We start from the raw sequence: 26490 nt of genomic DNA, 5'->3' as shown, positions 1-26490 counted from the left end.
ATCCGTTGATCGTGCGCCCGGTTCGTTTCGAGCACCTCGACGCCGCGGATTCCACCCTGGGCATCGGCACCGCGAGCCCGCGGCTGTCCTGGCAGGTGGACACGACCGACCCGGACTGGGCGCAGACCGCCTACGAACTGGACCTCGACGGCACGGTGGTGCGCGTCGACTCCGCCGAGCAGGTGCTGGTGCCGTGGCCGTTCGCGCCGCTGCGCTCCCGGACCCTGGCCGCTCTGCGCGTGCGGGTGGCTTCGGGCGACCGGTGGTCGGACTGGAGCGAACCGTCCACTGTGGAGACCGGCCTGCTGGCGGCGGAGGACTGGGCGGCGCGGTTCATCAGCCCGGTCACCCTCGGCGCGATCGACGCGCCGGCACCGATCCTGAGCCGCACGGTGACGCTGCGGCCGGGGATCGCCTGGGCGCGGCTGTACGTGACCGCGCATGGCGTCTACACGGCGACGATGAACGGCGCCCCGGTCGGGGACGAGGTGCTCGCCCCCGGCTGGACTGCCTACCAGCACCGGCTGCGCTACCAGACGCACGACGTCACCGCACTGCTGCGGGAGGGCGAGAACACGCTCGACGTGCTGCTCGGCAACGGCTGGTTCCGCGGCCGCCTGGCCTGGATCGGCAAACGGGCGTTCTACGGCGAGCGGCTGGCGTTGCTGGCGCAGCTCGAAGTCGGTTACCAGGACGGGTCGGTGGACGTCATCGGCACCGACGAGCTGTGGACCGCCCGTGCCAGCGGCATTCTCGCCGACGACCTGTACGACGGCCAGCACACCGATTTTCGACCAGCTAAGTCCACAATAGACACTGTCGAGGTGGTCGAAGCAGACCTGGGGCGGCTGGTCGCACCGGAAGGCCCGCCGGTGCGGGTGACCGAGGTGCTGCCCGCGGTCGAGGTGTGGCGGTCGCCGTCAGGGAAGACGCTGGTGGATTTCGGGCAGAACCTGGTCGGCCGGGTCCGGCTGCGCCTGCGGAACGCGCTGGCCGGCACGGAGGTCACCGTCCGGCACGCCGAGGTCCTGGAGCACGGTGAGCTGGGGGTGCGCCCGTTGCGTTCGGCGAAGGCCACCGACACCTACGTGCTGGCCGATGCGGCGGAGGTGACGTTGGAGCCGGCACTGACCTTCCACGGTTTCCGGTACGCGGAAGTCACCGGGGCCGAGGTGAGCGCCGAAGACCTCGATGCCGTGGTGATCGGCACCGACCTGCGCCGCACCGGCTGGTTCGGCTGCTCCGACCCGGACCTGGAGCGGTTCCACCGCAACGTGGTCTGGGGGATGCGCGGCAACTTCGCCGACGTGCCCACCGACTGCCCGCAGCGTGACGAGCGGCTGGGCTGGACCGGCGACATCCAGGTCTTCGCACCCACCGCGACCTTCCTGTTCGACACCGCCGGATTCCTGAGCACCTGGCTCGCCGACCTCGCCGCCGAGCAGCACCACGACGGTGCCGTGCCGTTCGTGATCCCGGACGTGCTCGCCGAAGGCTCCCCGGCGGCGACGGCGTGGGGCGACGCGGCGACCGTGGTGCCGTGGGTGCTCTACCAGCGCTTCGGCGACGTCGGGATTCTGGAACGGCAGTTCGACAGCATGCGCGGCTGGGTGGACAAGATCGCCGGCCTGACCACCGACGGGGTCTGGGCGGGCGGGTTCCAGTTCGGCGACTGGCTCGACCCGGACGCGCCGCCGGACAACCCGTTCGCGGCCAAGGCCGATCCCGACGTGGTGGCCACCGCCTACCTGGTGCGCTCGGCGGAGATCGTCGCCGATGCCGCCCGCGTGCTGGGCCGGGACCCCGGGGAATACGCGAAGCTGGCCGCCAGGACGAGGGCGGCCTTCGCCCGGCATTACGTCACCGGTGCCGGGCGGATCCTCAGCGACGCGCCCACCGTCTACGCGCTCGCACTGGAATGGGCGCTGCTGCCCACCGGCGAGCAGCGCGCGCACGCCGCCGGCCGGCTGGCGGAGCTGGTGCGCGCCAACGAGTTCCGCATCTCCACCGGGTTCGTCGGGACCCCGCTGGTCACCGACGCGCTGTGCTCCTCCGGCTACCCCGACCTGGCCTACCGGCTCCTCCTGGAGAAAAGCTGCCCGTCGTGGCTGTACCCGGTCACCATGGGCGCCACCACCGTCTGGGAGCGGTGGGACAGCATGCTGCCCGACGGTTCGATCAACCCCGGCGAGATGAACTCGTTCAACCACTACGCGCTCGGCGCGGTCGCGGACTGGATGCACCGCACCCTGGCCGGTCTCGCCCCGGCGGCCCCTGGCTACCGCGAGATCACCGTCAAGCCGGTCCCGGACGCGGCACTCACCCACGCGTCGGCCCGGCACAGCACGCCCTACGGTGACGCCTCGGTGGCCTGGCGGCGGGACGACGGCCGGTTCACCCTGGACGTCGAGCTGCCGCCGGGCACCCGCGCCACGGTGCACCTCCCCGGCGGGGAGACCGTCGGTGTCCGGCACGGCCGGCACAGCTGGACCGTCGCGGATCCGGTGGCCGGAGAGGCTGAGGCGAAATTCGGGTGACAGCGCGCGGCTTCGGCGGCGACGCTGTCCGGTATGGACGACGTCGGCGAGCACCGGCTGCGCGAGTGGGTGCGGGAGGACTTCGCGGTCGAGCTCACCGCACTCGACCGGGTGCGCCACGGCGCGGATGTGGACGCGGCGGTCTGGCACGGGGTCTCCGGTGACGCCCGGTACGCGGTCAAGCGGAGCGGGGGCGGCACTCCGGCCGGGCTGCTCGTGCCCGCCGGTCTCGCGGCGCGCGGGGTGCCCGGCGTCGTCGCCCCGGTACCGACCCGGCTCGGCAAGCCGTGGAGCGAACGGCGGGGCCGCCGGCTTTCCCTGGTGCCCTGGGTGTCGGACGTGGGCGCGCTGAACGGCGGGATGACCGCGCGGCAGTGGACGCGCTACGGCGCGCTGCTGGCCAGTGCGCACGCCACCGCGCCGAGCGGCCCGATGGTGGAGGCCCTGCCGCGAACGGCGTACACGGCTCATCGGCGCTGGGTCTCCGAGGTGCGTGCCCTCGACTCCCGGTTGCGCGCTGGCGTCCCGGCCGATCCGCTCGCTCGTGCCGCCGCGGAGGAGTGGCGTGCCGCGGCCGGTCTCGTCTCGGCACTCGTCGAGCGGGCCGGCGAGCTCGGTCGGGAGCTGCGTGCCAAGCCCGCGGCGGACGTGCTCTGCCACGGGGACCCGCATCTCGGCAACGTGCTGGTCCACCGGGACGGGCAGGTCTGGCTGATCGACTGGGACGACGCGGTGCTCGCCCCGCGTGAACTCGACCTGATGTTCGTGATCGGCGGGGTGCTCGCCTTCGCCCCGGTGGGCCCGCGTGAGCGGTCCTGGTTCTTCGACGGGTACGGGCCGGTGGACGTGGACCCCGCCCGGCTGGCCTACTTCCGCTGCACCCGCGCGCTGGAGGACCTGGTCGTACCGGCCGCGCACGCAGTGCTGTCAGTGCCATCGGTGCCGTCAGCGCAGGACGGCGGCTGCCCGGAGCACGAACGGGCGGAGGCGCTTGCCCTGTTCCGCGGGGTGCTCTCGCCGACCGGGCTGGCGAGCTACGCCGTCTAGTTGCGCGCGGCCCAGTGGAAGAGTCCCTTTTTCGTCTCCCGGGAACGCACGAAAAGGGCGTGGCCGCTCAGCGACATGACAATACTGATGGGGTGATTGACGGGGTGGTGCGAGACACCTTACCGTCCCTTTCCGTTGCGCGATAAGCCTTCTACGACAATAGATTCCCGTAGCACGGATATTCTGGAGTTCCATGACGAGCGCAGAGGATTTCGTAACTTCCGAAGAGCGCCATCGGCGCCGTTTGCTCGCGGGTGTGCTACGGGCGGCGGCGCGCAAGGGATATCCGGAGGCCACGGTGGGTGACATCGTGGAGGAGGCCAAGGTATCGCGGCGGACGTTCTACGAGCAGTTCGCGAACAAGGAGGAGTGCCTGCTGGCCGCCTACGAGGCGGCTTCGGTGCGGGTGCTGCGCCAGGTCGCCAGTGCGATCGACAGGCGGCGGACCTGGGAGGACAACGTGTGCGCCGTTGTCGACGCCTATCTCGCCGGCATCACCGCGGATCCGGCCGTCAGCAAGGTGATCCTGATCGAGATCGCCGGTGCCGGGCCAAGGGCGCTGGCGCTGCGTCGGCGCGCCTACCGGCAATGGGCCGCCACCCTCACCAGGCCGGGCGTCCGGCCCAGCCTCGAACTGCGGCAGGCCGTGATCGCTGCCGTCAACGAACGGGTGCTCATCGCGGTGGAACAGGAAAGAATCGATCTTCCGGTGCTGCGGAAGGACATCATCGACCTCATTGTCTCGGCGATGTCCGTTCCGGTTGGCACGGATGCTTAGCCCGCTTGCCAGTGTTACTCGGATGGGTTACTTTTAACTCATGCAGGTAGAGGTGGATCTTCAGCCCGAGCTGGGCCTGAGCGTCACCGAGGCCGCCCGGCGCGCGCAGATCATTTCCGCCACGATCGCGACGATCGCCGAACTCGGTTATCGCAAGGCGTCGTTCGCCCGCATCAAGGAAAGGGCGGGACTGAGCAGCACCCGGATCATCGGCTACCACTTCGGCACCAAGGCCGGGCTGATCCAGGGGGTGGTGACCGCCGTGCTCGGCATCAAGGAGAAGTTCCTGGAGGAACGCGCGGCGGGCACCAGCGATCGCGTCGAGATGCTGCGCGCGCTCATCGAGACCGAGGTCGCATTCCTCCGTGACTGCCCGGAGTGCGTCCGGGTGCTGCGCGAGGTCGCCGCCAATGCGAGCGATCCGGAAGGCTGGGCGGTCTCCGGGGCGCTGCTGGAAGGTTTCCTGGTCGGAAAGTTCGAACGGATACTCCGGCAGGGGCAGCGCGAAGGGGCATTCGGCGAGTTCGCCCCGGAAATCGTGGCGCGGACCATCGCGCACGGTATCGATGGCGCCGCCGAAGCCTATGCCGCCGACCCGTCGCTGGATCTGGACACCTACGCCGGCGAACTGGCCGCCCTTTTCGAACGGGCGACCGCGCCGAGGTCGTGACCGGAACGGCCGTGGGGCAATACTTTCCGACCGCGTGAAGGTGCCGGCGGGAATGGCACCGATTCCGGCCTGGGTATGCGGTGGCGGCGCGGCGTAGTGTACGGCTAGGGTCTACGCGGTCTCGCGAAGATCCATAGCTTGCACATCGTTCAAAGGATTCATTGCTCATGGCGCAACAGGTACGTGTGGAAATGCTCGACGATCTCGACGGCAGTGTGGCCAGCCAGACCGTCCCGTTCACTTTGGACGGTGTGCACTACGAGATCGACCTGTCCGACGGCAATGCCGCCGAGCTTCGCGACGAGCTGGCCAAATACGTGGCCGCCGGGCGTCGCACCGGCGGCCGGAAGATCCGCGGCGCCGGCAGCAAGCCCGCCGATCCCGGTCAGCGCGACCGCAACCGGGAAATCCGGGTCTGGGCGAATGCCAACGGTTACCAGCTGGCCGAGCGCGGCCGGATCGCGGCCGAGGTGGTGGCCGCGTTCGACGATGCTCAGCGCAAGCCCGTCGCCGCGAAGAAGACGGCCGCCAAGCGCGCGCCGAAGAAGAAGGCAGTGAGCAAGAAGGTGAGCTGACGCGGGTCGCCGTTCGTTGTGCCCTCGGTCACATTCGGTGGAATCTCCAGCCGGATGGAGCTTCTACGGTGCAGGCCGGACCAGGGAAAAGGACGGCGAATATGCGGACACTCGACTTCGGGCGGCTGACGGACGGGCTGCGGGAACAAACCGGCGCTTTCGCCGAAACTGTGCGCGGCGCGGACCCGGGACTGCGCGTGCCCACCTGCCCGGAATGGCTGCTGCGCGATCTGGTCGGGCATATCGGCCAGGCGCACCGGTGGGCGGCGGACCGGGTGCGAGCCGGCGAGGCCGCGCCCGTGCCGGATCCGTTGGAAGCCGATTCCGGCGATCCGGCGCGGTGGCCGGAATGGTTGCGCGCCGGTGCGGACGAACTGGTGGACGCGGTGCGGCAGGCCGGTGCTGCGACTGGTGCTGCGACTACGGTGTGGACCTTTCTCGGCCCGCTGCCCGCCGCTTTCTGGCTGCGCCGAATGCTGCACGAAACCTCGGTCCATCTCGTCGACGCGGCGCTCACCACGCACACCGCGTTCGCGATCGCCCCGGACCTCGCGGCCGACGCGATCACCGAAGGACTGGAGCTGCTGTCCGCACCGGGCATGACGGCGCTCAAGCCAGGACTGGTGAAGCTGCGTGGCCGCGGCGAGAAAATCCTGCTGCTGCCACGGGAAACGGACCAGCCGGGCTGGCTGGTCACCCGCACCCCCGGCGGCCCGGTCTGGGAACGCGGGACGACGGGCGGAGACGTGGTGGTGTCCGGGCAGGTATCGGACCTGCTGCTGATTTTCACCAGGCGGCTCGCCGTCGGTGACGGCCGGATCGGGATCACCGGGGACCATGCGCTGCTGGACCACTGGCTGGCCAACACCGCGGTCTGAGCCGGACGTCCGATCAGGACGGGTCAGCCGTCGAGCTGCTCGATGGTCGCGATCGACGGCGACTCGGTCCGGCGCAGCCCTTCGGCCACCTGTTCCGCTTCGCGCAGCACCCGCACGGCATTGCCCCAGGTGAGCTTGGCGAGGTCGGCCTCGGACCAGCCGCGGCCGAGCAGTTCGGCGACCAGGTTGGGATAGCCGGAGACATCGTCGAGCCCGGCCGGGGTGAAAGCGGTCCCGTCGAAGTCACCACCGATTCCGATGTGGTCGACCCCGGCCACCTGGCGCAGATGGTCGAGATGATCGGCCACGGTCGCCGCGGTCGCGATCGGCCGTGGACTGGTCGCTTCGAACGCCCGGTGCACCGCCATCGCGCGGGCCGAGGTGTCCAGCGGGTCCAGCCCGTTGGCCCGCATGTTCTCGTCGGCCGCCGCGGTCCAGGTGGTGGCCTCGGGCAGCACGAACTTGGGCACGAAGGTGGCCATCGCCACGCCTCCGTTGGCGGGCAGCGACTCCAGCACGTCGTCCGGGATGTTGCGCGGGTGGTCGCAGACCGCGCGGGCGGAGGAGTGCGAGAAGAGCACCGGCGCGCGGCTGGCCCGCAGCGCGTCCCGCATGGTGTCCGCGGAAACGTGCGAAAGATCCACCAACATGCCCAGCCGGTTCATCTCGCGCACCACCTCCTCGCCGAACCGGGTCAGGCCGCCGGCGGCGGGCTCGTCGGTGGCGGAGTCCGCCCACGGCACGTTGAGGGTTACGCACTATCCAGTCGACGGGGGCCGCCCGGAGGGTGGCTCGCGGCGGCTGGATGCGGGTGACGCACGGACGCAAGCCGTACCCAAGACCGTGCGTAACGCTCATTTGAATTAGACGTTGTCGTTGTGCGTCAAGGTCAGACACCGGACACCGAGCTCGTGCAGCGCGCGCAAGGTGGCCAGCGAGCAGTCGATGGAATGCCCGCCCTCGGCGCCCATCAGCGAGGCGATCCGCCCGGTCGCCCGCGCCTGTTCCATCTCGTCCGCGGTGCGGGCGAACACCAGGTCGTCCGGATAGCGCGCCACCAGCGCCCGCACGCAGTCGATCTGCTCGAGCGTGGCGCTGACCGCGCGGTCACCCTGGTAGGAGGACCGCACGTACACCGACCAGAACTGCGCGCCGACCCCGCCCGCGCGCAACCGGGCCAGATCGGTGTGCAGCTGGGCCGACTGGTCGGTGGCGAGGTCGCGTTCGTCCAGCGCGTAGCCCACCTGCTCGCGCAACGCCCACGGCAGGTCGTTGTGCCCGTCGACGACCGGATACCGGGTCAGCAGGGCGCGGGCGCGTTCGAGAAGTGCGGATTCCATGGGCCCATGATCGCAGCAGTGCCGGCCGGAACGCTGCGGACCGGCGCCCGAACTCGTACGGTGCTCGGATGGGAATCATGCGCACCATGGACGTCGACACGGTGCTCCAGCGGCAGGAATCCGGTGACCTGAAACGCCGCCTCCGCGGTCGTGACCTGGTCGGGTTCGGGGTCGGCATCATCATCGGCACCGGCATCTTCACCCTGGCCGGCGTCGAAGCCAAGACCCACGCCGGACCCGCGGTGACCCTGTCTTTCGCCATCGGCGCCGTGGTCGCCGGCCTGGCCGCGCTCTGCTACGCCGAGCTGGCCTCCAGCGTGCCGACCGCGGGCAGCGCCTACACCTACGCGTTCGCCACCCTCGGTGAGGTCTTCGCCTGGATCATCGGCTGGGACCTGCTGCTGGAGTTCGCGCTCGGCGCGGCGGTGGTCTCCCGCGGCTGGTCCGGCTACCTGGCGAACCTGCTCGGGCTGCCGGCGGAGTGGTTCGGCGAGGACGCGACCGTGAACCTCGGCGCGGTGCTGGTCATCGCCGTGCTGACGGTGGTCGCGGTGGGCGGGATCCGGCTGTCCGCGATGGTGACCAACGTGCTGGTGGTGGTGAAGGTCGCGGTGTGCGTGCTGATCCTGGCGGTGGGCGTCTTCTTCGTGAAGAGCGCCAACCTCACCCCGTTCCTGCCGCCGGCGCGGCCGATCGAGGGCGGCGCCGACGTGCTGCACCAGCCCGTGGTGGAGGCCGGTCTCGGCCTGGAGCAGTCGGCCTTCGGGATCGCCGGGGTGCTCACCGCCGCGGCGATCGTGTTCTTCGCCTACACCGGTTTCGAGGCGCTGGCCAACCTCGGCGAAGAGACCGTGAACCCGCGCCGGGACCTGCGGGTCGGCATCCTGGGCGCGCTCGGCATCTGCGCGCTGCTCTACCTCGGCGTTTCGCTGGTGCTCACCGGCATGGTGCCGTTCGCCGAGATCGACGAGGGCGCCCCGCTCGCGGCGGCCTTCGACTCGGTGGACATGCACTGGATCAGCGCGCTCATCTCCCTCGGCGCGGTGACCGGCCTGACCTCGGTGATGATGGTCGAGCTGGTCACCATCGGCCGGATCGGCTTCGCGATGGGCCGGGACGGGCTGCTGCCGAAGCGGTTCGGCACCGTGCACCCGCGCTGGGGCACCCCGCACCGGGTGACCATCGTCGGCGCGGTGCTGATCGCGCTGCTCGCCGCTTTCGTCCCGATCACCGAACTGTCCGACATGGTCAGCATCGGCGCGCTCTCCGCGATGATCATCGTCGCGATCGCGGTGCCGGTGCTGCGCCGCAAGCGCCCGGACCTGCAGCGCCCGTTCACCGTGCCGTTCTCGCCGGTGCTGCCGATCGTGGCCGCGCTGGCCTGCCTCTACCTGATGCTGAACCTGGACGTGCTGACCTGGATCCGGTTCGCCGCCTGGATGCTGTTCGGGCTGATCATCTACTTCGCCTACGGCCGCAAGCATTCCCGGTTCCGCTGAGGCGCCGTGCACGGTGGTCGCGCCGGAGGCCGCCCCTCCGGCGCTTCCCACCTTGGTCAGGCGACCTTGACCGCCACCACGCTGACCTTCGCCGAAACGACGACCTGGCCGTTGTTGTCGTAGAAGGTGCCGGTGCCCTTAGAGGTCCAGCCCTGGCGGTCCGCGTTCAGCACGGCGTCGTGCGCGGCGCGGACCTCGCCGATCTGCGTCCCGCTGCCGTCGTAGACCGGCTGGACGAACTTGAACCCGAACTTGCTGTTCCCGGCCGGCCACCACCTGCCGTGCCCGGTGCTGCCGTCGTCGACCTCCAGCCCGAGCTTGCCGTCCGCGAAGAACCTGAAGTAGGCCTTCTCGCTGACACCGTCGTCCCGGGTGATGTCCGCCCGCCACACGCCGACGGCGTTCGCCCACTGCGTGGAAACCGTGCTGTTGTCCGGTTTTTCGGCCGCCGTCGCGGGAACCACACCGGCTCCGGCGATGGCGAGGCCGATGCCCGCGGCGACGAGCAGACCGCGCGCCGTATTCGGGAATGATTTCACTGAGCCCTCCAGGTTTTCGAACCCGGCCACACCGGTGGCCGGGGGGTTACAACCTGCGCAGGCCCGCTCGAAGCGGCCTCGAAGCTCCAGCAGCAGCACGGTCAGTGATCGGATGAGGGCGTTGCTCACACTGAGTTGTCCCTAGTGGTTAGCAAAACTAAGCTCCCTCGCCGAGGTTCAGCGTGATGAGGGGAGACAGCTTGAAGACGAAACGGTGTGTCGCGATCGTGGTCGCGGCCACGCTGGCCGCGGTCGGGATGACCGGTGCGGTGCCGGCGCTGAGCCAGGGCGTGGCGCCGGCACAGGCGCAGGAGGACCCGCCGGAGCCGGACCCGGAGCCAGGGCCGAACCCGAACCCGACCCCGCCGGAGAAGAGCGACTTCCAGCTCAATCCTTCGAAGTACAACTCGTTCGCGGCCAGCCCGCCGGCGAACAGCTTCCCCGGCCGGGTGGCCAAGCTGGACAAGGAACTGCCCAAGCTCGGCGTGCAGAACCTGCTCGAGCAGGGCAGCCGCACGGCGACCTTCGGCGACAAGTGCAGCTCGGCCGCGTTCAAGGACATGACCCCACCGGCGCAGCGGTACTGCTTCGACAAGTCCGACACCAGTACCCCGGACGCGAAGAACCTGGAATGGATGCCGCAGGGCGTCACCACGGTCGCGGACGCCCAGCAGGACCAGAAGTGGGGCACCAAGAAGCCGATCCTGGTGAGTTGGTACGACAAGGGGAACACCGGTGCGGAGAAGGGGGTCCGGGTGTCCTTCCTGGACCCGGACACCAAGAAGTACCAGCACGTGCTGCTGGTCTACCCGTACATCAACTCGAAGGACAACCCGTCCTACGAGATCGTGAGCAGCCCGCAGTCCGGCGACCACGCCGGGATCCACGCGGGCGGCATCATGTGGTACGGCAACTACCTGTACGTGGTGGACACCAACCGCGGTATCCGCGCGTTCGACATGCGCAAGATCTTCGACCTGAAGGCGGCCGGCGACAAGGCCGACCTCGGGGACAAGAAGCAGGTCGGTCGCCAGAACGGCAAGTACTACTCGTTCGGCTACCGGTACGTGATGCCGCAGGTCGCGTCCTGGGAGAACCCGGGTGGTCTGGCGAAGTTCCCGCCGGAGTACAAGTGCAGCGGCAAGGGCGTCCCGAAGTACTCGTTCATCTCGCTCGACCGCAGCGACGCGGACAAGCTGATCACCGGCGAGTACTGCGCCAAGGGCAGCATCCCGAACGAGAACGGCCGGGTCGCGCAGTGGCCGATGGACGCGTCCACCGGCCTGCCGAAGCTCAGCGGTGACGGCAACTGGCACGCCAGCAAGGCGTTCCGGCTCCCGGTGTCCAACGTGCAGGGCGCGGTTTCCTACGAGGGCCGCTGGTACCTGAGCCAAACCGGCGGTGGCACCGAAGGAAACGCGAAGCTGGTCGAGGCCAAGGATTCGAGCGCCGAATCCGGTGTGCTGAAGTTCGAAAAGGACCGCAAGGCCGCCATCGGCACCGAGGACCTGTCCTACTGGCCGGGCCGCAACGAGATCTGGACGGTCACCGAGCACCCCGGCAAACGCGTGCTATACGGCGTCCCCCGCTAACCCGTCGTGAGTGGAAAGTGTTGCCCCGGCAACACTTTCCACTCACGACCCCTGACCTGGGTTCACCTGGTCCTGAATATGACGAATCCCCCGGCGTAGAGCGCTCGCCGGGGGATTCGTCGTGTTCGCGGTCAGCGTTCGCGGCTGACCTGTTCCAGGAAGGCGGACCACGCCGGTGCCGGCACGGTGAGGTGCCCGGCGTCCCGGTGCTTCGTGTCCCGGACGGCGACCTGGTCGGCGCCGAGGCGCACCTCGACGCACTCGCCTTCCTTGGTATCTGATCCGCTGTAGCTTGATTTTCGCCAGCGGTCTTCGATCATTGTTTACGCTCCATCTCATCTGCAATCTTCGCGATGAGCCTCGTTGTGGAATCAGGGCTCATCGCATCACGGCGGAGTGTGGCCGCCGCGGTCTGGTAGTCCCGTACATCCCGGGAGTCGGTAAGCATCGTGCTCGATCGATACCTCTCCAGGTGCACGACTGGGCGAGCCGTGCTGGACTCGATCAGCACGAAGGCGCCTTCGGCAAGGTGGCTGTAGCCGATGGTCTGCCGGACAACTTGGATGGTGATGTTGTCTGCTTCGGCGTATTCGAGTAGTTGACGCAGTTGACGTTTTGCGACTTCTGGTGGGCATGCCGGGTATCGGACTGCCTGCTCTCCCATGATCGCGAAATACTTGACCCGGTTGAGTACATCGCGACGGCCTGATCGCCGGGCCTCGGCGGAGTCGGCACTGTCCTCTGTGGCGCCACCGCTGATCATCAGCGAACGGGCGTAGTCCGGGGTCTGCAGCGGGCCGGGAACCAGACTTGGCTGCACATTGGTCACAGCGTCGGCGGTTCGCTCGTACTCCATCAGTACCGCTAGTTGTTTGCCCACACCGGGTGCGAGCCAATTCGGATCTCGGGCAGCACGAGCAAGTTCGAGTAGGCGTTCTCGTTCGTCGCCGATTACCCCAAGAGCGCCAAGGATTGTTGCGACCTCGGTCTCGGTAGCCACGATCTTGCCGGTTTCACGACGGCTCACATATGAGCTGTCTTTGCCGAGTAGATCACCAAGCTGCCTGGTCGTGAGGTTGCGAGCCACTCGGGCGTGACGAAGTTTCGCACCCAAGAGTCGGGCGCGGGGTGTCTCAGCGCTGCTGGCCATGCAGCAGATCTTATGGCGTCACCCTTTGTGAACCAGGAGGTAACCCGATCGGGCTCTTGTCCTTTGCTGCATGCATCATAATTATCGATGCATGCAGCAAGAGCCAACTGCGGTCAGCTTACTCCGTGCGGAGCACACTGTGGACACCGCATCGCGGCGGCGCCTGGCTATCCGCCTGGTGGTCCGCAGGTGGTCGGGTGATGATCAGTCGCATCTGTACCCGGCGGACGAGCTCGACAACTTCGCGGTACCGCACCTCATCCCGGTCTGTGCTGCGGATTGGCGATACCCGGTCCGGCACGACCGCGAGGAACTCAGCACGCCGGTGCAGGGGGCGCTGTTCGACGGATGCCGCCGCTGTCACGAATGGGCGCGCGTCAACCGGCACCGGATCGTGCTCAGCGGGGCGATGAGCACGGGTGCCTGAACTGTCCACTCGCTACTGGCGCTCGGCAAGACCCCTGGCTCGGGCGGGTTCGCCCGCACGCGCGAGCCAGGGGCCAGCTTCGCCCCGCGGTAGAGCGCCGGGGCGAAGTCCGGCGAGCACGATGCCGGAGCAGGACCCCGCCGGTCGACGCCCCAGGCGCCGGCGGGGCCCTGCACTCATCACCGGGTCCGGTGCGGATCGTGCTATTCGGAGGCGAGCAGGTCCTGGAGTTCGGTGATCGCTTCCCGGAGCTTGCCGGCGAAGGCGTGCATCTCGTCGGCCACCGCGAGCGGGGTGCTCAGGTAGATGTTCAGCCGATCGGGCAGCAGTACATAGGCGACACCGATGCACTGGCTGCTGGTCGAGCCGAAACCGAAGTACCGGATGTTGGTGGACGGCGCGGAGCTGGTGCTCAGGTAATCGTCCCGCATCTTGAGCCAGCCCGGGGTCTCGTACAGGGCGAGCGGCTCGGTCACGCCCAGTTCGGCACCGCGCCGCTGCTGGATCAGCTGCAGCTCCCACAGGTGCTGCTCGGGTACCTGTCCCGCCTGGCACGCCTTCGCCCGCGCCACATGCTTCTCGGCCGCCGCCCGGAACGCGGCCCGGCGGGTCTCCGCATCCGCGTTCTCGTCGTCCATCGCGGCCACGAACCGCAGCACTTCGGGCGTGACCACGCGCATGGCTTCGGTGCGCCCGTTCTGGTACTGCCTGGTGGCGATCGACTCGTAGGTCGCGCCGGTGAGGCCCTTGCTGCGCTTGTGCGCGAGCTGGTAGGCCAGCTGCGCGAAGGCGTCCGGCGACATCCGCAGCTGCTTGGCCCGGTTCCCGCCGAAGTCCTCGAACGACACGGTGGACGTGCCGGTGCCCGCCGCGTACGCCGCGAACGACTCGGAGGCCGCCAGGACGTCGGCCCGCAGCTCGTCGTCGAGCACGAACTCGACCGGCTCGACCACGGGCAGGCCCTGCGAGCTGGCGCCCGAGCGCGCCGACTGCTCCTCGGCCGGCGTGCCCAGCAGTGCGTCCACGAAGCTGAGTATCGTGGTGCCGTCCAGGCCGCAGTGCTCCACGTTGATGCCGGCCGTGCCGTCCTCGAAGACGATCAGGGACACCGCCTTGTCGAACCAGCGGTTGCCGCTGTCACCGTGCAGCAGCTGGTCGCACGCCTCCTGGGTGTCCCGGGGCGTGAAGTCCTCCAGGCAGACACAGAACAGCGCGCTCTCCACGGTTTCCAGCGCCGCCGCGTTGCCGGGGTCGAGTGCGAGCAGCGCCTGCCTGCTGGCCGCCCACTCGGCCCTGGCCTTGGTGGTGAGGTGGCCGACGGCCTCCTCCCGCGCGGCCCGGGTGGCGCCCGCTTTCTTGATCGCGCTCAGCCCGGCGGCGAGGTCCTCCAGCGTGTGCGGGTGCCCGTCCGGCCCGAGCACGTCGAGCCGGAACAGGTTCCCGCCGGCGAACACCACGATGTGCCTGGCCGGGGACGGTCCCGGCCATTCCTCGCTGTAGGGCGCGCGCACGGTGTCCTGGACGGCGCCGGGTATCCGGGTGGCGGAGAACAGGAACTTGTTCTGCTCCATCGAAAGCGGCTGCCCGCGCTGCACGATCGGCGGAATGAGCTCCTGGTCGAGCAGCAGCTTGTAGTTGACGCCCGCGGCGATCAGCCCGGCCGCCCGCTCCACCTGCGGCCGGTCCGATTCGGAGAACAGGAAGAAGAAGTTCGCGTTCAGCGCGATGCGGTCGCGGCGGCCGAGGTACCGGGCCGGCCAGAAGGTGTCCAGCCAGCTGCGCACGCCGTCTTCCGCGTCGTACCGCTCGAGCGCCGCGTGCAGCTTGCGGCCGTCGCCGCCGGGCCGCAGGAACGACGCCACCGCGGCCTCGGTCTCCGCCAGCTCGTCCGCGGTCAGCAGCGGTGCGCACCACTCGACGAATCTTTCGCAGCTGTCCTCCAGGCTGGGCAAGGGCACACGCGGCAGGCGGTCCTCATTGCCGAAGGTACGGGTGGACAGGTCCTCGCTGCTGTTCAATTTCATCCTCGACTTCGATGGTGTGGCACGCCTAGTCCAGCAGTTGGTCGGCCCGCACGGCGTGCCCTTCCGCGGCCAGGTGTTCGGGCAGCACGCGGCCGAAGAGCTGTTTCGTCCGCGCCACGCTACCGATGACTCCGGGGCGTTCGCTATAGGCGAAGATCGCCGAATGGCGGGCCGTCTCGCCCCGCACGGGGGTCACCCGGTGCAGCGAGTAGCGGCCCTTGAAGAGCTGGAGATCGCCGGGTCGCAGCGAAAGCCGGCGGGTCAGGTGCTCGTCCTGGCCGGTCAGCACGGCCTGCACGTCTTCGAAGTTCTCCGCCTGCGCCGACCTGATGTTCGGCCGGTACTCGAAGATGCCACCGCCTTCGGACTCCTGCGTCAGCATGCTCACCGTGTACTCGTTCTTGTCGAAGTGCCACGGATGCGACATACCGGGGGAGACGACATTGAGGCAGAGTCCGGCCAGCGGGTCCGCGAGCTCGTGAATCCGGGGCAGTTCGAAACAGCGGGCGATGAAATGCCGGAACAGTTCGCTGGTGTAGAGCTGGTGAATGATGAACCGTTCCGGGATGCGGTCACGGGCGACGAAGGCGTTACCGCGCTCCATGGTGGTCCGGCCTGGATGACCGGCCGGGAGGGTGGAATCCGTGGCGATGTTGTAGACATTGACCACTTCGACGTCATAATGTGCCAGCGGGGCGATTTCAGCGCATTCCTGTTGCAATACGTCGCACTGGGCGGCGCGAATAAAATTGGGTAATACGCTGCAGCCCACTTCGTGCAGTTCGCGCCGGGTGCGGGAAACCACTTCCCGCCAGGCGGCGCCATCCGGTTCGGCCAGTGGGTACCGATCGGTGTCGACCACCTGTTCAACCGTCCGAGCTTCAACTACCCGAGCTTCTGTCATAGGGATCCTCTCCGCGTGCAAAGCTCACCCGCCTTTGGGGTTTAGCACATGCGGTGCGTTCCATTCGTTGTCACGAGTCGTTTGTGACACGGGACACGGCGAGTTGGCCGGACTTCGCAATCGTAGCCAGGAAGCGCGGACGGGCCAAGATCGCGGATGAAGGGTGCCATCACTCCTTGAATTGCCCGTTATTTCACACGATTGGAGTCTGGTCGCGGGGTGTGTACTCATGCATGCCCGCTCACGCCGGAAGGAAACGTGAGTTCGGATTCCGATCCCTATCCGAAGCCGCACTTGGCCGTCCGTGGCTGTACGCTTGCATAGCCTCCTGTACAATCGGCTGTCCCGGAGGGGGACCCGCTCGTGACGAGCTGCTGATTTTCGAGGTGCACCGACTGCCGGTCACCTGGTAAGGCGGACATATGCGTATCGAGATCGACCGCGAGAGCTGCATCGGCGCCGGCATGTGCGCGCTCACCGCGCCGGACGTGTTCGACCAGGACGACGATGACGGCCAGGTGGTGGTGCTGCAGCCGACGCCCCCGGCGGATGCCGAGGACCAGGTGCGCGAGGCCGTGGAACTGTGTCCCGCCAGCGTGATCAGGGTGGCCGGCGGCTGAGCCAGGTCACCACACGATGGCGAGCAGGGTGGTCGCCGCCGCGCACAGGCCGGGGTCGCCCCGCAGTTCGGCGCGTTGCCGCGCCTGCTCGACGCCGATCCCGCGGCTGGCCAGCCGCCAGAGCACGTCCTGGTCCATGGTGATCCGCGCCGCGGGCGACTCGACCGTGCCCAGCGCGAGCCGCCACCGGTCTTCGGAACGGACGGCGGACCAGATTCCGCCCGCGGGCCCGGTGACCTCAAAGCTCAGGCCGGTGCCCGCCGGCCGCGTCTCGGTGCGCAGCGCGTGCGGCAGTGCGCGCAGGAAGGTGTCCACCACCGGGCCGAACAGTCGTGGCTCGTCCGCGCCCCGACGGGCCACCGCGTCGCGGATCTGCTGCTGGTGCACCCAGAACTCGGTGTAGTCGCGGGCGATGTCCAGCCAGGTGGGGCTGACCTGCTCGGGATCCGCCCAGGAGACGCCGAGGTCGGCGGGCTCGTCCAGCACCTTGCGCGACCACAACTCGTCGAGTTGCGGGCCGAGGTGGGTCAGCAGGTCGATCAGCACCCGCGGGCTGCACTGCCGGCTCGCCCGCACGAACTCCTCGTTGGTACGGGCCAGATAGTCGGGCAGGGTTTCGTCGTTGACGAACCGCGCGCCCGGGTGCCCGTCCCGGCTGCCGGAGATTCGGCGCAGGTAGTCGTTGAGGATGTGCGCGGTGATGTCCTTGACCGTCCAACCTGGACAGACCGTCGGCCTCGTCCAGTCCTGGTCGGTCAGCGCGGCGAGCAGGTCCAGCAATGCCGCGCGCTCCCTGGGGAACTCGGGCCGCAAGTCGATCGCCGGTCCGAATATCGTCATGCTCCGACAGTGAACCTGGTGCCGTGGGTGCCGGCAACCGAGTTCTTCGCTGTGGTGCAGGTCACAGCTCGAATCTGGTCGCCCGTTCAACGGCTGTCAACTGACCGGGTGCGCCCGGCGCAGGTGGCGGGTGCCGGGTGCGAGTGCGGCCGCGGCCGGGGCGAGGAAGCAGAGCACGGCACAGGCGCCGAGTACCGCCGGTGCGCCGAAGGCGTCGATGGCGGGTGCGATGAAGGCGAGCCCGAGCGGCGCGAGCCCGTAGGAGAACAGGAAGTCCAAAGAGGACACTCGGGCCAGCTTGGCCGGCTCCACCTCGCGCTGGATCGCGGTGAACCAGGGCACGTTGAACAGTTCGATGCCGATGCCGGCCACCGCGTAGGCGACCGCGACCACGGCCGGGTGCACCGGCAGCAGCAAGCTGAGCGGGGCGACGCCGTAGCAGGCCAGGCCGGCCAGCGCGGCCCAGCCCTGGGAGCGGGGGCGCCAGCGGGCGATCAGCAGGGCGCCGGCGAGCGCGCCGGCGACGAAGGCGGTGGTCGCGCCGGCCAGCACGGCCTCGCTGCCGTAACGGTCCCGGCTGACCAGCGGCAGCGCCACCCCGGTCGCGGAGTAGCCGGTGGCGATCACGGTGGTCAGCGCACCGAGACCGGCGAAGAACCAGGGGTGACGGCGTGCTTCACGGAGCCCTTCGGCGAACTCGGCGAAAAAACCGACACGGGCGGATTCCCCGGCTCCGCCCGGCGCCCCCGGCGGCGGGACCAGCGCGGCGGCGAGCCAGAGCAGGCCGATGCCGACCAGCAGCGCGCCGGTGTCGAGCACGGTGGCCAGCAGCGCGGTCAGCGCCGGCGCGACCAGGACGGTGACCCGCACGGCCAGCGTCATCGCGGCGTTGGCCTGCTGCCGCCGGGCCGGGGCGACGATCTCGGCGGTGAGCGCCTGGAATGCGGGACGGCAGGCGCCCTGGCCGGCGCCGGTCACCACGGCCGCGACGGCCATCAGCGGCACCGACCGGCCGAGCCCCAGCGCGAGCGCCGGCGCCGCGGCCGCGGCGGTCAGCCCGGCCCAGAGCACCACCTTCCGGCGGGAGTAGCGGTCGGCGATCACCCCGCTGATCGGCACCGCGGCCAGGAACCCAATGGTGCGGGCGGCGAGCACGAGGCCGAGGCCGGCCGCGGTGAGCGAGCGGTCGAGCACCGCCAGCCCGAGCACGAACGGCAGCGCCCAGGTGGCCAGCCCGGAAGCGGTGTTGCCGGACCAGAGCCGGAGGAACGCCACGTCGCGCAGGATGGCGGGCCCGCGCGGGGCGGGCGAGGACGGTGTCACGGTGCTCCTGCTCGGTCGCGTGGTCGCTCGTTACCGCACGCGTCGGTTCGCGAGGGCTTCCGGTTCCAGCGGTTGGTTGTCCATCCTAAGTGGACTTACGCTCAGGCAGCGGCCAGCCTGCCGTCGCGGTCGACCAGCGCCGCGTACCGCCCTCCGGCGGCGATGAGCTCGTCGTGGGTGCCGCGTTCGGCGATCTCCCCGTGGTCGAGCACCACGATCTGGTCGGCGTCGCGCACGGTGGACAGCCGGTGCGCGATGGTGATCGTGGTCCGGCCGGCGGACAACGTGGTCAGCGCCTGCTGGAGGGCCTGCTCGGTCTGGGTGTCCAGCGCGCTGGTCGCCTCGTCCAGGATCAGGATCGGCGGGTCGCGCAGGATCGTGCGGGCGACCGCGAGCCGCTGCTTCTCCCCGCCGGAGAACCGGTAGCCGCGCTCGCCGACGAGGGTTTCGTAACCGTCCGGCAGTGCGGTGATGTGCTCGTGGATCTGCGCCGCCTTCGCGGCCTCGACGAGCTCTTCGCCGGTGGCGTCCGGTTTGGCGAACCGCAGGTTTTCGGCCACCGTGGCGTGCAGCAGGTAGGTCTCCTGGGAGACCACGCCGACCGCGTCGGCCAGGGTGTCGAAGCTGAGCTCGCGCACGTCGACCCCGTCGATGCGGACCTGTCCGGCGGTGACGTCGTAGAGCCGGGGCACCAGGTAGCTCAGGGTCGTCTTGCCGGCCCCGGTCTCACCCACCACCGCGAGGCTGGTGCCGGCCGGCACGTCCAGGTCGATGCCGGCGAGGGTGGGGTGGGCGGGGTAGTACCCGAATTCGACGTCGCTGAAGGTGACTTCGCCCTTGACCGCGGGCAGCCGGACCGGCCTTGCCGGTTCGTCGATGTCCACCGGCAGGTCGAGATATTCGAAGATGCGCGCGAACAGGGCCAGCGAGCTCTGCATGTCCACGCCGGTGGACAGCAGGGACAGCGTCGGTCGGAACAGGGCCTGCTGCAGGGTGACGAAGGCGACCAGGGTGCCCAACGAGATCATCTCGGCGCCGGCGGCGCTGCTGAGCCCGGCCGCCCAGTAGATCAGCGCGGGCAGCGCGGTCATCACGATCTGGATGCTCGACATCCGCCACCGCCCCGCCATGCTGGAGCGGACTTCGAGCTCGGCCAGTGTGGAGGACTCGGCGGTGAAGGTGTCGGTGAGCGAGTTCGCCCTGCCCATCGTGCGTCCCAGCAGGATTCCGCTGACCGACAGCGACTCCTGTACCCCGGCGGACATCCTGGCGAGCTGGCCCTGGCGGCTCGCGGTGATCCTCTTGCGCTCCTGCCCGACCCGCCTGCTGACCAGGACGAACACCGGCAGCAGGAGCAGCGACACCACCGTCAGGCGCCAGTCCAGCGCGAGCATCGCGGCCACGGTGGCGAGCACCGTGGTCAGGTTGGAGACCAGCGAGGTGGCGGTCGAGGTCACGGTGGCCTGCATGTTGCCGATGTCATTGGCGATGCGGGACTGGATCTCGCCGGTGCGGGTACGGGTGAAGAAGGCCAGCGACATGCGTTGCAGCCGGGCGTAGACCGCCGAGCGCAGGTCGTGCATGACGCTCTGGCCGACCTTGGTGGACAGGTAGGTCTGCCCGACGTTGAACACGCTGGTGGCCACCGCCACCCCGATCATGCCCAGCACCAGCAGGGCGAGCAGGCCGAGGCGCTGCTGCGGGATGGCGACGTCGAGCACCTCGCGGAGCAGGAACGGCGAGGCCACCGACACCAGGGACGACACGCCGACCAGCAAAGCGACGGCGAGCAGCTTGGCCCGGTGCGGACGGAAGAGGCCCAGGATGCGGCGCAGCTGGGCGGGTTGTTGTTCGGGCTGTTCAGCGGATGACACAGGCGGCTCCGGCAGGGTTCGGATACAGAGGCTCTTTCATATTTACCATAGTTCACTATTACAATCACTCTGTTAAGCTGCGATCGTGGACGCCGGTGATGAGGAAGAACGTCTTGGCAGGCTGTTCCTGCGGCTCGCCAAGACCGCGCACAAGCTGCAGGCGCACACCGTCGGCGACCTCGGGCTCACCCCCGCGCAGGCGCGGGCGTTGTCCATGCTCGGCCGCTGCCAGGCTCCGCCGCGGATGGCCGAGCTGGCCGAACGGCTGCACGTGGTGCCGAGGGCGGTGACCCCGGTGGTCGACGCGCTGGAGGAGGCCGGGCTGGTGCGGCGGCGGATCGATCCGGGGAACCGGCGGTCCACGCTGGTGGAGCTGACCGCGGACGGCACCGAGATGTGCCGCCGGGTGGCCGAGCACCGGGGGCGGGTGGCGGGCGAGCTGTTCGCACCGCTCACCGACGCGCAGCGGCGCACCCTGCTCGAGCTGCTGGACAAGGTCGACCAGGCGCAGACGGTTCCGTCAAGGTAGCCGCACTTCCCGGCGGTGTCGACAAGATGATCCGGCCGCACTGGTCCATGTGGGGGAATGTGGCGGCACTGCTTGGATGCACTTCCCGCGCCGTGGTACAGATTCTGCTCTTGCGACGCGGGTTTCTGGGGTGTTGTGCGTCCTGAAAACTGTTTCCCGACCTGAGGATCTGATGGATCAACAAGCCCTCGCGGTGGCGTTCTGGTTCGTGCTGGCCGCTTTGCTCCTGCTGCTCGTCCTGCTGTTGCGGCAATGGCGGGTGACCGCCCGGCTGCGTACCCGATCCGGTGCGGTGGAAGGGGAGTTGCAGGCCCGCACCGAGGAGGACCGCCATCTGGTGCAGGCCAGGCTGCCCGCGCTGGTGGAATCGCTGAACCACCGGCCGGTGGAGGTTCCCGGCCCGCTGCGCGAAGAGCTGGCCGAGGTGCATCGTCCGGTGTTCGACCTGGTCGCGGAGTCGGTGCAGCAGACCACCAGCAGCGTGGAAACCTCGGCGCGCGCCACCCTCAAGGCGATGATGCGCACCGTCCAGAACCTGGCCAACGAGCAGCAGTTGGCGATCTCGACCATGGAAGAGCGGCACGACGATCCCGAGGTGCTCGCGGACCTGCTGAAGATCGACCACGCGAACTCCCAACTGGCCCGTCGCGCGCAGGCGACCGCGGTGCTGTGCGGTTCATGGCCCGGCCAGCAGCGTTCGGTCTCCACCCTGACCGACGTGGTACGCGGTGCCACCTCACGGATCCGCGACTACCGGCGCGTGCAGATCCCCGCGCAGGCGGACGTCGCGGTGATCAGCCGCGCGGTCGAGCCGGTCGTGCTGACGGTGGCCGAGCTGCTGGACAACGGCGCGCGGCACTCGCAGCCGAGCACCTCGGTCGAGGTCAACTTCGGCCAGGCGCACAACGGAATCGCCATCGTGATCGACGACGCCGGCGTCGGCATGACCCTGGAAGCCCTGCAGCGCGCGGAATGGCTGCTGACCGGGCAGGGCGGGCACGACATCAACCGGCTCGGCGACCCGCCCCGGATCGGTTTCGCCGTGATCGGGGTGCTCGCCGCCAGATACGGGTTCACGGTCTCGGTGGACACGCGGTCGCCCTACGGCGGGGTGCGTGCCGTGGTGTTCCTGCCCAACGCGCTGCTCACCAGGGCCGTCCCGCCGACGGAGACCAGCCCCGCGCTCACCCCGCCCAGCCCGGCGCCCCGGCCCGCGGTGCCCGCCCCGGCCGATACTCCGGCGCAGGAGCTGGAACGCACACCCAACGGCCTGCCGAGGCGACGGCGCCGCCAGCCGGCTCTGCCCAACTCGGAAGCGGGCACGCCACCCCCGAACCGTCCGGTGGATCGGGCCAGCACCGGGTTGGCCGCCTGGCAGCGGGGCACCCGCGCCGGCCGCGAAAGCACCCCATCACCCGCCGCCGAAGGGAATACCCAGTGACCGATCCGGTTCGTAACAGGCTGGGCTGGATGCTCGACGACGCCATGAAGATGCCGGAGACCCGGTACGCGATCCTGCTCTCCGCGGACGGCCTGCTGATGGCCCATTCGCAGCGGATCAGCAGGGACGACGCGGACCGCAACGCCGCGGCCATGTCCGGGCTGCAGGCGCTCGCCCGCAGCACTGCCGAGTTCTGCGGGGAGACCGCGGACTCCTGGCAGCAGACCGTGAGCGAGTTCGCCGGTGGTTACGTCTTCCTCGTCGCCGCGGGGCCCGGCGCGTATCTCGCGGTCTCCGCGACGGACAAGGTCGACATGGAGGGCGTCTCCTCCCGGCTGCAGGAGCTCGTTCAACGGCTGGGTAAGGAGCTGACCGTTCCGCCCCGCCACACCCAGGACCTCGGCAGCCCGGCATGACCGGCGGCAGGCGGGAACGGGCGCTGGTGCGGCCGCACGTGGTGACCGGCGGCCGCGCCCATCCCACCCGCAACACCTTCGACGTGGTCACCGTGGTGGTCGCCACCCGCGAGCAGCTCACCGGCCTGAGCCCGGAGAAGCGGCGCCTGATGGAGCTCTGCCGCGGCGGGGCGCTGTCGGTGGCCGAGGTCGCCGCGCACCTCGGCCTGCCCACCAGCGTCACCAAGGTGCTGCTCTCGGACCTCGTCGACTCCGGTCACATCGCCACGCACGCGGCCTTCCCCGACGCCGACCATCCCGACCTCAAGCTGCTGAAGGACGTGCTCGATGGCCTCCGTGCTCTCATCTGACGGCGTCTACCTGCGGGACACCGTGCGCACGGCGGTGAAGATCCTGATCGTCGGCCATTTCGCCGTCGGCAAGACCACCATGGTCGGCACGCTGTCGGAAATTCGGCCGCTGCGCACCGAGGAAACGATGACCCAGGCCGGCGCGCTGGTGGACGACCTCGCCGGGGTGCACGGCAAGAACACCACCACGGTCGCGCTGGACTTCGGCAGGCTGACGCTGAGCGACCAGGTGGTGCTCTACCTGTTCGGCGCGCCGGGACAGCAGCGTTTCACCCAGCTGTGGAAGGACATCGCGCACGGCGCGCTCGGTGCGCTGGTGCTCGCCGACCCCCGCCGCCTCGAGCATTCCTTCGACGTCATGGGGTTGCTCGAGGAGCTGGACATGCCGTACGCGGTGGCCATCAACCAGTTCGACGACGCGCCGAACTTTCCCGACGAGGAACTCCGCGACGCCCTCGATCTGCTGCCCGAAACCAGGTTGGTCAGCTGCGACGCCCGTGACCGGGTCTCCTCCACGCACGCGCTGATCTCCCTCGTCGACTACCTGTTCAACCGAAACCGTCAGGAGCTCGTGTGACCTCACCCGCCGGACGGCAGCCGTCCCCAGGCTGTCCCGCCCACAACGGCCGGATGCCGTTGTACGGCCCGGAATTCGCCGCCGACCCGGCCCGAACCTACGAGGAGCTGCGCAGGCAGGGGCCGATCGCGCCGGTCGAGCTGGCGGAGGGGGTGCCGGCCAGCCTGGTGGTTGGCTACGGCGCCGTGCTGGAGGTGATGCGCAACCCCAGCACTTTCCCGCGGGACCCCCGCCGCTGGCAGCAGGGGCTCGCGCCGGACTGCCCGGTGCTGCCGATGATGATGTACCGGCCGAACTGCCTGTTCACCGACGGTGCCGTGCATGCCAGGCTGCGCGGCGCGGTGACCGACAGCCTCGCCAGGGTCGACCCCAACATGCTGCGCGGCTATGTCGAGCGGACCGCCGAGACGCTGATCGCCGAGTTCGCCGCCACCGGCTCGGCGGACCTGCTCAACGACTACGCGATGTCGCTGTCCCTGCGCGTGTTCAACCATCTCTACGGCTGCCCGCCCGCCATCGGGGACGGGCTGGTCTCGGGCATGCGGGGCATCTTCGACATGATCGACCCGGAGCAGGCCAACGCGGAGCTGACCCGGTGCATGGCGGAGCTGATCGCGCTCAAGCGGCGGCAGCCGGGACCGGACGTGCCGTCCTGGATGATGGCGCACCGGGCGCGGCTGACCGACGAGGAGATGCTGCACCAGCTCGTCCTGCTGATGGGCGCCGGCACCGAACCGGAACAGAACCTGATCGCCAACGGCGTGCGGCTGCTGCTTTCCGACGACCGGTTCGCCGGTGACCTCTCCGGTGGCAGCCTGCCGGTGGAGGAGGCACTCGACGAGGTGCTTTGGACCGACCCGCCGATGGCCAACTACTCCGCCAGCTACCCGCAGTCGGATCTCGACTTCCTCGGCGCCAGGCTGCCGGCCGCCCAGCCGGTGGTGATCAGTTTCGCCGCCGCCAACACCGATCCCGCACTGGTCGCCGAGCAACGCTCCGGCAACCGGGCGCACCTCGCCTGGGGCGCCGGGGTGCACACCTGCCCGGCCCAGCAGCACGCCCGGCTGATCGCCTCCGCCGCCATCGAAACCCTGCTCGACGGCCTGCCCGACGTCCAGCTCGCGGTCCCCGTTGACGAGCTGGTGTGGCGGCCGGGTCCTTTCCACCGCGCGCTCACCGCGCTCCCCGTGCGTTTCACCCCGGTTGCCGTGCCCGTCCCGTTCGCCGACACCCCAGGAGAAAGCCGATGGACCGCTCAGACCGCCCCTTCGTCCTCGACCCCGCCGGCAGCGACATCCAGGCCGAAGCCGCCGAGCTCAGCAAGCTCGGCCCCGCGACGCTGGTGGAACTCCCTGGTCAGGTGGTGGCATGGTCGGTGACCAGCCTGGAGCTGCTCCGGCAGCTGCTGAGCGACCAGCGCGTCTCCAAGGACGCCCGGCAGCACTGGCCCGCCTTCGCGGGCGGCGAGATCCCGGAAGACTGGCCGTTGCACATCTGGGTCTCCGTGCAGAACATGTTCACCGCTTACGGCGGTGACCACCGGCGGCTGCGTTCGCTGGTGTCCAAGGCGTTCACCCCGCGCCGCACCGAGGCGCTGCGGCCGGGGATCGAGGAGATCACCACCGGCCTGCTCGACCGGCTCGCCGCGAGCCAGCGGCCGGAGAACGTGGACCTGCGGGAGGGTTTCGCCTATCCGCTGCCGATCGAGGTGATCTGCCGTCTGTTCGGCATCCCGGACGAGGCGCGGCCAGGGCTGCGCCAGGCCGTCGACGGGGTGTTCAACACGGCGGCCACCCCGGAGGAGGCGCTGGCCAACGGTCAGGAGATGTACCGCATCCTCGGTGAGCTGGTCGCGGAGAAGCGGGCCAACCCCGGCGACGACCTCGCCAGCGGCCTGATCGGCGTCCGCGACGACGACGGTTCCCGGCTGGAAGAGGCCGAGCTGATCGACACCCTGATCCTGGTGATCTCGGCGGGCCACGAGACCACCGTCAACCTGCTCGACCACGCCATCACCTCGCTGCTCACCCATCCCGAGCAGCTGCGGCTGGTGCTCGACGGCGTCCGCTCGTGGCAGGACGTGATCGACGAAACCCTGCGCTGGCAGGCGCCGGTGGCGAACCTGCCGTTGCGCTACGCGGTTGAGGACATCGAGCTCGACGGGATCACCATCCGCCGGGGCGAAGCGATCGTCGCCGCCTACGCCGCGGCAGGCCGCGACAGCGCCCGTCACGGGGAGAGCGCCGACCGGTTCGACATCACCCGCGAGGACAAGACACACCTCGCGTTCGGCCACGGGGTGCACTACTGCCTCGGCGCGCCGCTGGCCAGGCTCGAAGCGGAGATCGCGTTGCCGGCCCTGTTCGCGCGGTTCCCGGAGCTCGCACTCGCGGTGCCCGCCGGCGAACTGCAGCCGGTCCCGTCGTTCATCTCCAACGGCCACCGCGTGCTACCCGCCGCACTGCACGATCTCGCCGGCGGCTGAACCGGCATCCGGCGGCATTCGGAGGTATTCGAGGGCACCGGGCGGCAGTACCGGAGAAGTCACCATCGCCCGCGC

The 26490-nt window shown here is 69.4% G+C and carries 25 protein-coding genes and 1 pseudogene; 17 read left to right on the top strand and 9 right to left on the bottom strand.

Features of this window, described 5'->3' with window-relative positions:
- The first annotated feature begins 11 nt into the window (after positions 1–11).
- The 6 genes from AMYNI_RS0107430 (at position 12) to AMYNI_RS0107405 (ending at position 6485) form a co-directional block, all read left to right on the top strand.
- Positions 12–2537 carry a family 78 glycoside hydrolase catalytic domain gene (locus AMYNI_RS0107430; protein WP_245574155.1) on the top strand — a complete coding sequence of 842 codons (2526 nt, stop codon included), beginning with the start codon at positions 12–14 and terminating at the stop codon, positions 2535–2537.
- 33 nt (positions 2538–2570) lie between these two features.
- Positions 2571–3584, top strand: coding sequence for an aminoglycoside phosphotransferase family protein (locus AMYNI_RS0107425; protein ID WP_020667364.1), 1014 nt, complete (start codon positions 2571–2573; stop codon positions 3582–3584).
- A gap of 256 nt (positions 3585–3840) precedes the next feature.
- On the top strand, positions 3841–4362 hold the full coding sequence (locus tag AMYNI_RS43920) for a TetR/AcrR family transcriptional regulator (RefSeq protein WP_063713813.1): 522 nt from the start codon (positions 3841–3843) through the stop codon (positions 4360–4362).
- Between the two features lie 40 nt (positions 4363–4402).
- Entirely contained in the window at positions 4403–5032 is a 630-nt protein-coding gene (locus AMYNI_RS0107415) for a TetR/AcrR family transcriptional regulator (protein ID WP_020667362.1), read from the top strand.
- A gap of 167 nt (positions 5033–5199) precedes the next feature.
- Positions 5200–5607 carry a histone-like nucleoid-structuring protein Lsr2 gene (locus AMYNI_RS0107410; RefSeq protein ID WP_026360155.1) on the top strand — a complete coding sequence of 136 codons (408 nt, stop codon included), beginning with the start codon at positions 5200–5202 and terminating at the stop codon, positions 5605–5607.
- 101 nt (positions 5608–5708) lie between these two features.
- Positions 5709–6485, top strand: a complete 777-nt coding sequence (locus AMYNI_RS0107405; RefSeq protein WP_020667360.1) for a maleylpyruvate isomerase family mycothiol-dependent enzyme — start codon at positions 5709–5711, stop codon at positions 6483–6485.
- Positions 6486–6508: 23 nt separating this feature from the next.
- Here the strand turns inward: AMYNI_RS0107405 and AMYNI_RS50025 are convergent.
- A pseudogene (locus tag AMYNI_RS50025) lies at positions 6509–7825 on the bottom strand (dipeptidase).
- A 68-nt stretch (positions 7826–7893) separates the two neighbouring features.
- Here AMYNI_RS50025 and AMYNI_RS0107395 point away from each other — a divergent pair.
- Entirely contained in the window at positions 7894–9324 is a 1431-nt protein-coding gene (locus tag AMYNI_RS0107395; RefSeq protein WP_020667357.1) for an amino acid permease, read from the top strand.
- Positions 9325–9380: 56 nt separating this feature from the next.
- On the opposite strand, the gene AMYNI_RS0107390 is transcribed toward AMYNI_RS0107395, so the two are convergent.
- Positions 9381–9992: a hypothetical protein gene (locus AMYNI_RS0107390; RefSeq protein WP_020667356.1), complete on the bottom strand. Its 612-nt coding sequence runs from the start codon at positions 9990–9992 to the stop codon at positions 9381–9383.
- A gap of 71 nt (positions 9993–10063) precedes the next feature.
- Here AMYNI_RS0107390 and AMYNI_RS0107385 point away from each other — a divergent pair, with 71 nt between their 5' ends.
- On the top strand, positions 10064–11455 hold the full coding sequence (locus AMYNI_RS0107385) for a hypothetical protein (RefSeq protein ID WP_084628316.1): 1392 nt from the start codon (positions 10064–10066) through the stop codon (positions 11453–11455).
- A gap of 131 nt (positions 11456–11586) precedes the next feature.
- Here the strand turns inward: AMYNI_RS0107385 and AMYNI_RS0107380 are convergent, their stop codons facing one another.
- Positions 11587–11775, bottom strand: a complete 189-nt coding sequence (locus tag AMYNI_RS0107380) for a DUF397 domain-containing protein (protein ID WP_020667354.1) — start codon at positions 11773–11775, stop codon at positions 11587–11589.
- Complete coding sequence (locus tag AMYNI_RS0107375) at positions 11772–12605, bottom strand: helix-turn-helix domain-containing protein (RefSeq protein WP_026360153.1); 834 nt, start codon at positions 12603–12605, stop codon at positions 11772–11774. The genes AMYNI_RS0107380 and AMYNI_RS0107375 overlap by 4 nt, the downstream gene beginning before the upstream one ends.
- Before the next feature lie 139 nt (positions 12606–12744).
- Between AMYNI_RS0107375 and AMYNI_RS0107370 the strand changes: the two genes are divergently transcribed.
- On the top strand, positions 12745–13032 hold the full coding sequence (locus AMYNI_RS0107370) for a hypothetical protein (protein ID WP_020667352.1): 288 nt from the start codon (positions 12745–12747) through the stop codon (positions 13030–13032).
- A gap of 203 nt (positions 13033–13235) precedes the next feature.
- Here the strand turns inward: AMYNI_RS0107370 and AMYNI_RS0107365 are convergent, their stop codons facing one another.
- Both AMYNI_RS0107365 and AMYNI_RS0107360 read right to left on the bottom strand, forming a co-directional pair.
- The gene (locus AMYNI_RS0107365) at positions 13236–15056 is read right to left on the bottom strand and encodes a choline/carnitine O-acyltransferase (protein ID WP_020667351.1); all 1821 of its coding nucleotides are present in this window, start codon (positions 15054–15056) and stop codon (positions 13236–13238) included.
- A gap of 25 nt (positions 15057–15081) precedes the next feature.
- Positions 15082–15960: a HalD/BesD family halogenase gene (locus AMYNI_RS0107360; protein WP_040405586.1), complete on the bottom strand. Its 879-nt coding sequence runs from the start codon at positions 15958–15960 to the stop codon at positions 15082–15084.
- A 422-nt stretch (positions 15961–16382) separates the two neighbouring features.
- Here AMYNI_RS0107360 and AMYNI_RS0107355 point away from each other — a divergent pair, with 422 nt between their 5' ends.
- Positions 16383–16580, top strand: coding sequence for a ferredoxin (locus AMYNI_RS0107355; protein ID WP_020667349.1), 198 nt, complete (start codon positions 16383–16385; stop codon positions 16578–16580).
- A 6-nt stretch (positions 16581–16586) separates the two neighbouring features.
- On the opposite strand, the gene AMYNI_RS0107350 is transcribed toward AMYNI_RS0107355, so the two are convergent.
- The 3 genes from AMYNI_RS0107350 to AMYNI_RS0107340 all read right to left on the bottom strand — a co-directional run bounded on the left by AMYNI_RS0107350 (position 16587) and on the right by AMYNI_RS0107340 (position 20617).
- On the bottom strand, positions 16587–17420 hold the full coding sequence (locus AMYNI_RS0107350) for a maleylpyruvate isomerase N-terminal domain-containing protein (protein WP_020667348.1): 834 nt from the start codon (positions 17418–17420) through the stop codon (positions 16587–16589).
- Between the two features lie 96 nt (positions 17421–17516).
- Positions 17517–18743, bottom strand: coding sequence for an MFS transporter (locus AMYNI_RS0107345; RefSeq protein WP_020667347.1), 1227 nt, complete (start codon positions 18741–18743; stop codon positions 17517–17519).
- 101 nt (positions 18744–18844) lie between these two features.
- Positions 18845–20617 (bottom strand): ABC transporter ATP-binding protein, encoded by a 1773-nt coding sequence (locus tag AMYNI_RS0107340; RefSeq protein ID WP_020667346.1) that lies wholly within the window; start codon positions 20615–20617, stop codon positions 18845–18847.
- A gap of 85 nt (positions 20618–20702) precedes the next feature.
- On the opposite strand from AMYNI_RS0107340, the gene AMYNI_RS0107335 reads away from it, so the two are divergent.
- The 7 genes from AMYNI_RS0107335 (at position 20703) to AMYNI_RS0107305 (ending at position 26415) form a co-directional block, all read left to right on the top strand.
- A complete protein-coding gene (locus tag AMYNI_RS0107335) occupies positions 20703–21146 on the top strand; it encodes a MarR family winged helix-turn-helix transcriptional regulator (protein ID WP_020667345.1) in 444 nt (147 codons plus the stop codon).
- Between the two features lie 172 nt (positions 21147–21318).
- The gene (locus tag AMYNI_RS0107330) at positions 21319–22587 is read left to right on the top strand and encodes an ATP-binding protein (protein WP_020667344.1); all 1269 of its coding nucleotides are present in this window, start codon (positions 21319–21321) and stop codon (positions 22585–22587) included.
- On the top strand, positions 22584–23003 hold the full coding sequence (locus AMYNI_RS0107325) for a roadblock/LC7 domain-containing protein (protein ID WP_020667343.1): 420 nt from the start codon (positions 22584–22586) through the stop codon (positions 23001–23003). Before AMYNI_RS0107330 ends, AMYNI_RS0107325 begins: the two co-directional genes overlap by 4 nt.
- Entirely contained in the window at positions 23000–23353 is a 354-nt protein-coding gene (locus tag AMYNI_RS0107320; RefSeq protein WP_020667342.1) for a DUF742 domain-containing protein, read from the top strand. The genes AMYNI_RS0107325 and AMYNI_RS0107320 overlap by 4 nt, the downstream gene beginning before the upstream one ends.
- A complete protein-coding gene (locus AMYNI_RS0107315; RefSeq protein ID WP_020667341.1) occupies positions 23331–23930 on the top strand; it encodes a GTP-binding protein in 600 nt (199 codons plus the stop codon). Before AMYNI_RS0107320 ends, AMYNI_RS0107315 begins: the two co-directional genes overlap by 23 nt.
- On the top strand, positions 23927–25309 hold the full coding sequence (locus AMYNI_RS50020) for a cytochrome P450 (protein WP_026360150.1): 1383 nt from the start codon (positions 23927–23929) through the stop codon (positions 25307–25309). The genes AMYNI_RS0107315 and AMYNI_RS50020 overlap by 4 nt, the downstream gene beginning before the upstream one ends.
- On the top strand, positions 25291–26415 hold the full coding sequence (locus AMYNI_RS0107305; RefSeq protein ID WP_026360149.1) for a cytochrome P450 family protein: 1125 nt from the start codon (positions 25291–25293) through the stop codon (positions 26413–26415). The genes AMYNI_RS50020 and AMYNI_RS0107305 overlap by 19 nt, the downstream gene beginning before the upstream one ends.
- Positions 26416–26490 lie beyond the last annotated feature (75 nt).

It is taken from the genome of Amycolatopsis nigrescens CSC17Ta-90 (genome assembly GCF_000384315.1).
Lineage (GTDB): Bacteria > Actinomycetota > Actinomycetes > Mycobacteriales > Pseudonocardiaceae > Amycolatopsis > Amycolatopsis nigrescens.
This window is presented reverse-complemented; position numbering and strand designations above follow the sequence as displayed.